Annotated in this window: 9 protein-coding genes; 1 reads left to right on the top strand and 8 read right to left on the bottom strand. The window is 30.5% G+C overall.

Annotation, left to right across the window (positions count from 1 at the left end; translation table 11 throughout):
* A partial coding sequence (locus ACHZC3_RS04345; protein ID WP_394758657.1) for a hypothetical protein occupies positions 1–183 on the bottom strand: 183 nt, incomplete at its 3' end.
* 239 nt (positions 184–422) lie between these two features.
* Here ACHZC3_RS04345 and ACHZC3_RS04340 point away from each other — a divergent pair.
* Entirely contained in the window at positions 423–656 is a 234-nt protein-coding gene (locus ACHZC3_RS04340) for a helix-turn-helix domain-containing protein (protein WP_394758656.1), read from the top strand.
* On the opposite strand, the gene ACHZC3_RS04335 is transcribed toward ACHZC3_RS04340, so the two are convergent.
* The 7 genes from ACHZC3_RS04335 to ACHZC3_RS04305 form a co-directional block, all read right to left on the bottom strand.
* Positions 653–940 (bottom strand): hypothetical protein, encoded by a 288-nt coding sequence (locus ACHZC3_RS04335; protein WP_394758655.1) that lies wholly within the window; start codon positions 938–940, stop codon positions 653–655. The two genes, ACHZC3_RS04340 and ACHZC3_RS04335, sit on opposite strands and share 4 nt — an antisense overlap.
* Positions 930–1,469, bottom strand: coding sequence for a DUF420 domain-containing protein (locus ACHZC3_RS04330; protein WP_394758654.1), 540 nt, complete (start codon positions 1,467–1,469; stop codon positions 930–932). Before ACHZC3_RS04330 ends, ACHZC3_RS04335 begins: the two co-directional genes overlap by 11 nt.
* Positions 1,469–2,152 carry an SCO family protein gene (locus ACHZC3_RS04325; RefSeq protein ID WP_394758653.1) on the bottom strand — a complete coding sequence of 228 codons (684 nt, stop codon included), beginning with the start codon at positions 2,150–2,152 and terminating at the stop codon, positions 1,469–1,471. Before ACHZC3_RS04325 ends, ACHZC3_RS04330 begins: the two co-directional genes overlap by 1 nt.
* A gap of 6 nt (positions 2,153–2,158) precedes the next feature.
* The gene (locus ACHZC3_RS04320; protein ID WP_394758652.1) at positions 2,159–2,833 is read right to left on the bottom strand and encodes a hypothetical protein; all 675 of its coding nucleotides are present in this window, start codon (positions 2,831–2,833) and stop codon (positions 2,159–2,161) included.
* A 78-nt stretch (positions 2,834–2,911) separates the two neighbouring features.
* Positions 2,912–3,262: a cytochrome C oxidase subunit IV family protein gene (locus ACHZC3_RS04315; RefSeq protein ID WP_394758651.1), complete on the bottom strand. Its 351-nt coding sequence runs from the start codon at positions 3,260–3,262 to the stop codon at positions 2,912–2,914.
* A 25-nt stretch (positions 3,263–3,287) separates the two neighbouring features.
* On the bottom strand, positions 3,288–4,265 hold the full coding sequence (locus ACHZC3_RS04310; protein ID WP_394758650.1) for a cytochrome c oxidase subunit 3: 978 nt from the start codon (positions 4,263–4,265) through the stop codon (positions 3,288–3,290).
* 40 nt (positions 4,266–4,305) lie between these two features.
* The coding region (locus tag ACHZC3_RS04305; RefSeq protein ID WP_394758649.1) for a heme-copper oxidase subunit III at positions 4,306–4,778 on the bottom strand (473 nt) is incomplete at its 5' end.

The following is a 4,778-nucleotide window of genomic DNA, read 5'->3' as shown; positions in this document are numbered from 1 at the left end:
TACTTCTGTAATAGCATTATCAAATTTTTTGATTTCTTTGGCTTTGCTAAAATTTATTTCTTTCACTTGTAAGTTTTGAGATTGATTTTGTTCATAATAGAAGTCTTCTTGACAACTAAAAAGCAAAAATCCTGCCAAGGTAATTGCAAATAGTATTTTAATTTTCTTTAGTTTTTGTTTCATCTAGTTTTTGTTAAAGGTTTGTATATAGTAAGAGGATAAAATCACGCAAAAGGTTGGAACAAGATGTAAAGTTTTTTATTCCGAGAAAGAATAAGTTATTTGGTTAAACCAATTTACGATTTTTCCTTACATTTTGTTAAAGTTAGTTCTATCTATTTCATTTGCAAACATAGATTAAATAATTTAAAAGTTGTATTATATAATAACTTTTTTGAATTAAATATTAGGAATATCGCAATGTGTTTGACAATGAAAATAATAGCGATAGTTTATACCTAATTTGTCTAGGAAAGAGAATTAGAGAAATTCGTTTGTCAAAAAAAATTTCACAAACAGAAGTAGCTTATCGTTGTGGTTTCGATAAGAGTAATTACAACACTATAGAATCTGGGAAAAGAAATCCTACTGTAATTTCACTTTTAAAAATAGCAAAAGCACTTGAAGTAAATTTAATAGATTTACTGAATTTTTAATCCACTTTCTTCCTAAACATCCTATAAACAGCAAAGGCAATAAGCGCTACAAGAACATACGGAATAATCATTAAGTATATAATTCCATCGTTTACAGCTTCTGCTTGCGATACATTTCCTGAACTTTCTAACGAAGCACGACACATAGCACATTGCGCTTGTGAGTTTTGAGAATAGAGACCAATAGCAAGAAGCAAGAAGCAAGAAGCAAGATTTTGAGAAGTCTTGCTTCTTGCTTCTTGCTTCTTGCTGTTCTTTTTTTGACTTTCGACTCTAGTTAACATAATAAGGTGAAATCATTAGATAAACAATTACTCCAGTAACAGCAACATACAACCAAATAGGAAAAGTTATTTTTGCTATTTTCTTGTGTCTGTCAAATCGTTCGGCTAGCGCACGAACATAGGTTACTAAAACTAACGGAATAGTTACCACAGACAATATTATATGAGTAATTAATATAAAAAAATAAATACCTTTCATTATGCCTGCTCCTCCGTATTTTGTTGCTTCCGATGTCATATGATACGCCACATACATTCCTAAAAATGCTACCGAAAGCGCAATGGCCGTTTTCATTAAATTCTCGTGTAGTTTGCGTTTTCCATTTTTAATAGAGATTACAGCCCAAACCAAAACTACTGCTGTAATTCCATTGATTGTTGCATAAATAGGCGGTAAGAATGATAATGGTTTTACATCGAAGCCAAAATCCCTAAGTTTAACTTTAAACAATATGGCAACTACTACTGGAATTGCAATTGATAATATTGCTATTATTGTATTGTACTTTTTTTCTGGATGCTTGTTCATTATTCTGCTAATAATTTAGTTATGTCTTGTTTTATTTCAGTAATTCCTTTTTGTTCTAATCCATCGTAATAGATAATTGGATTTCCAAACTCATCTTTTCGACAACGAATATCTCCATTTTTATCTATTAAAGCAAAAAGTCCTGAATGTTCGAATCCACCGTTTATTTTTTTGTTTTCGCCAGCAAATAGGTTAAATCCTTTGTTAGAGATTTCGAAAATTTTAGCCTTATCTCCAGTTAAAAAATGCCAGTTTACACCTTTAGCTTCTATTAATTCCGAATGTTTTTTTAATACTTCTGGCGTGTCATTTTCTGGATTTATAGTTATGGAAGCAATTCCGAAATTTGAATTTGAAGCAAAAGCTTCTTGAACTAACTTCATGTTTTTATTCATAATCGGGCAAATAGTTGGACAAGTAGAAAAGAAAAATTCGACCACATACACTTTGCCTTTATAACTTTCATTAGAGATTACTTCGTTTTCCTGATTCGTTAATGAGAACAGAGGTGCTTTTCCAATGGTCATTAAATCACTTTTATTTGAAGTAGATGTTCCTTCAATATTAAGTCGGTCGCCTTTTACAACATCGTTGTTTTTTATTCTATCGATAATTTTCGGAAGGAAATAAATTCCAAAAACTAGAATAATAAAAGCAGTTCCTATGTAAGATTTATTTTTCATATTATCTTATTTACTTTCATGTAAACGGAAATCTTTCCTTTTATTGTTACGTTTTAAAGCTAAACGATATTCTCTCAACATAATTTTTACATCATCGGACATGTCGTTATGCAAATCGGCAGCTGAATTTGTGTTATAGCTCTCTTTATATTCGTTTTTTCCTTCTTTGTTTTTTCCTTTTCGCCCACGATGATTCTTATCTTTATCAATAATCAGAACATCGGAGGTGCTTAAATTAATATTTAATTTTCCTTTCAGTTTAAAAGAGTTATAATACGCTTGTATTTCTTGTGGTTTTGCAAAAACAAATTTCCAGCCTGATAAATTATCCGAAAATCTACCTAGTTTTTCTAACAAATCTTTGACTTGATCTTCTGAACCTTCTTGTGCAATCATAACCATCTGGAAATCATCAAAACCAACATATTTTCCGTAAATTTTTTGATTTAGGTTAAATAAATTTTCTTGATTTTTTAAAATATCATTTCCCACAAACCCTAGAACTGTAATTTTATTTTTTAAAGAAATTTCTTTCTTATCATAACTTTTCCATTTTGGTAATTCTAGATTATTCCTAGAAATCGTTGGCAGAAAAAGTGAATTATGTGTAGCTGTTGCAAAAATTAAATAAATTAATACTGGAAGCGCTAAAAGAACAATTAAGACTAATTTATTTCTCATTTGGAAAAAGTAAAATTATTTGAATACAAAAATAAAAAAAGCTCCTGTATTAGGAGCTTTTTTTTGAATTAATATGTCTTAAAAATTCCATTTAATAGTAGAATTTTTAAAAATCTCGAATATATAATCAGCTTCAACTAGCAGGATAAATACTAAATAAACAAGTAAGAAAGTTACCGTTCCTACAACAGCCCAACGCAACGAGGCTACTTCACCCTCAAGGTGCATAAAAGCCCACATAATCCAATATGCTTTATAAACTGTAAGAATAATAAATATCCAGTTTAATAATCCCATACTTAAAAAAGTATTGAAAAATAATACATCTGGTTTAATAATACCTAAAGCAACTTCGACAATTGTAATTATTGATAATAATCCGAAAACTTTCCAGATTCTTCCTACATTTGATACGTGTTCGTGTGACATAACAATATATTTTCTTAAATTAAAATTAAACTAGGTAGAAGAATGTAAATACAAACACCCAAACTAAATCGACAAAGTGCCAATACAATCCTACTTTTTCAACCATTTCGTAACTTTTTCTCTTATCGTAAGTTCCTAAAAGGATATTGAAGAATATTAAAATATTTATCATTACTCCAGAAAATACGTGGAAACCGTGGAAACCGGTTATAAAGAAGAAGAAATCAGCAAATAATTTCTGACCATATTCGTTACGAATTAAGTTAGCTCCTTCAACAACATATTTTGTTCCTTCGATTCTTTTTAGAGATTCTTCACGAGACAATGTAATTTTTCTTTTCGTTTTTGGGTCTATGACTTCTGTTCGGATTAATACCTCAGGGTGTGCTTTGAATCCTGCTACTACTTCTTCTACAGAATAAGTAGGTAAGGTTTCGTCACCGAAGAACCAAATTCCTTTACTTTTAGTATCTTCAACTCTATCTGAAGGAATATCCGCAGCAAATTCGCCAAGCGCTACTCTTTTTCCTGATTTATCTATAAATTGCAATATAGAACCTCCTTTAGTTTCTACTGCACCATATTCTCCTTTGATGAAGTTTTTCCATTCCCAAGCTTGTGAACCTACGAATATAAAACCACCAATAATAGTTAGAAACATATAAAGAATTACTTTATCTCTCTTCATTTGATGACCTGCATCAACGGCTAAAACCATTGTTACTGATGAAAAAATTAAGACGAAAGTCATAAATGCCACATAATACATTGGAGCCGAAACACCATGCATAAATGGAAAGTGTGTAAAAACTTCGTCAGCTAAAGGCCAAGTTTCGATGAATTTAAATCTTGAAAAACCGTAAGATGCCAAGAACCCTGAAAATGTTAATGCATCAGAAACGATGAAAAACCACATCATCAATTTTCCGTAACTAGCATTCATCGGCTCATTTCCGCCGCCCCAAGTTTTGCCTTCAGCACTAGTAGTAACTGTCGTTGCCATAGAATTGTATTTATAAAGTTGTCAAATTTACAATATTTTATTATTTTACGAAATATAAAAATAAAAACAAATATACCCAAAGAATATCTAAAAAATGCCAAAACATCGCACCAAGCTCTATACCAGTACTTTGAGTCGAATTGTATTTTTGTTTAAAATGATTATAAATTATAATTAATAACGAAATTATTCCTGCCGCAAGGTGAGCTAAGTGCAAAATAGTTAAAACATACAAAAAAGAAGAGGTAACTGTACTCTCACTTCCTGTAAAAAAATAACCCATTTCGATAACTTGACTAAATCCTAAAAATTGCAAAAAAACAAAACTTGTCCCTAACGCCAAAGTCGCTAGTAAAAACAATGTTGTTTTTTGTCGATTGTCTTTTTGTATTGCTTTTTTAGCCAAATGAATTGTAATACTACTTAAAATTATCACAATCGTACTTATCGTAAATGCTGGTGGCAAAACCATTGTATGTATCCAGTCTTTTCGTGAAGAACTTACTAAATAAG

It is taken from the genome of Flavobacterium sp. (assembly GCF_043720215.1).
In the GTDB taxonomy this organism is placed as follows: domain Bacteria; phylum Bacteroidota; class Bacteroidia; order Flavobacteriales; family Flavobacteriaceae; genus Flavobacterium.
Note: the sequence above shows the minus strand (reverse complement) of the source record. Positions and strands in the feature narration are given on the sequence as shown.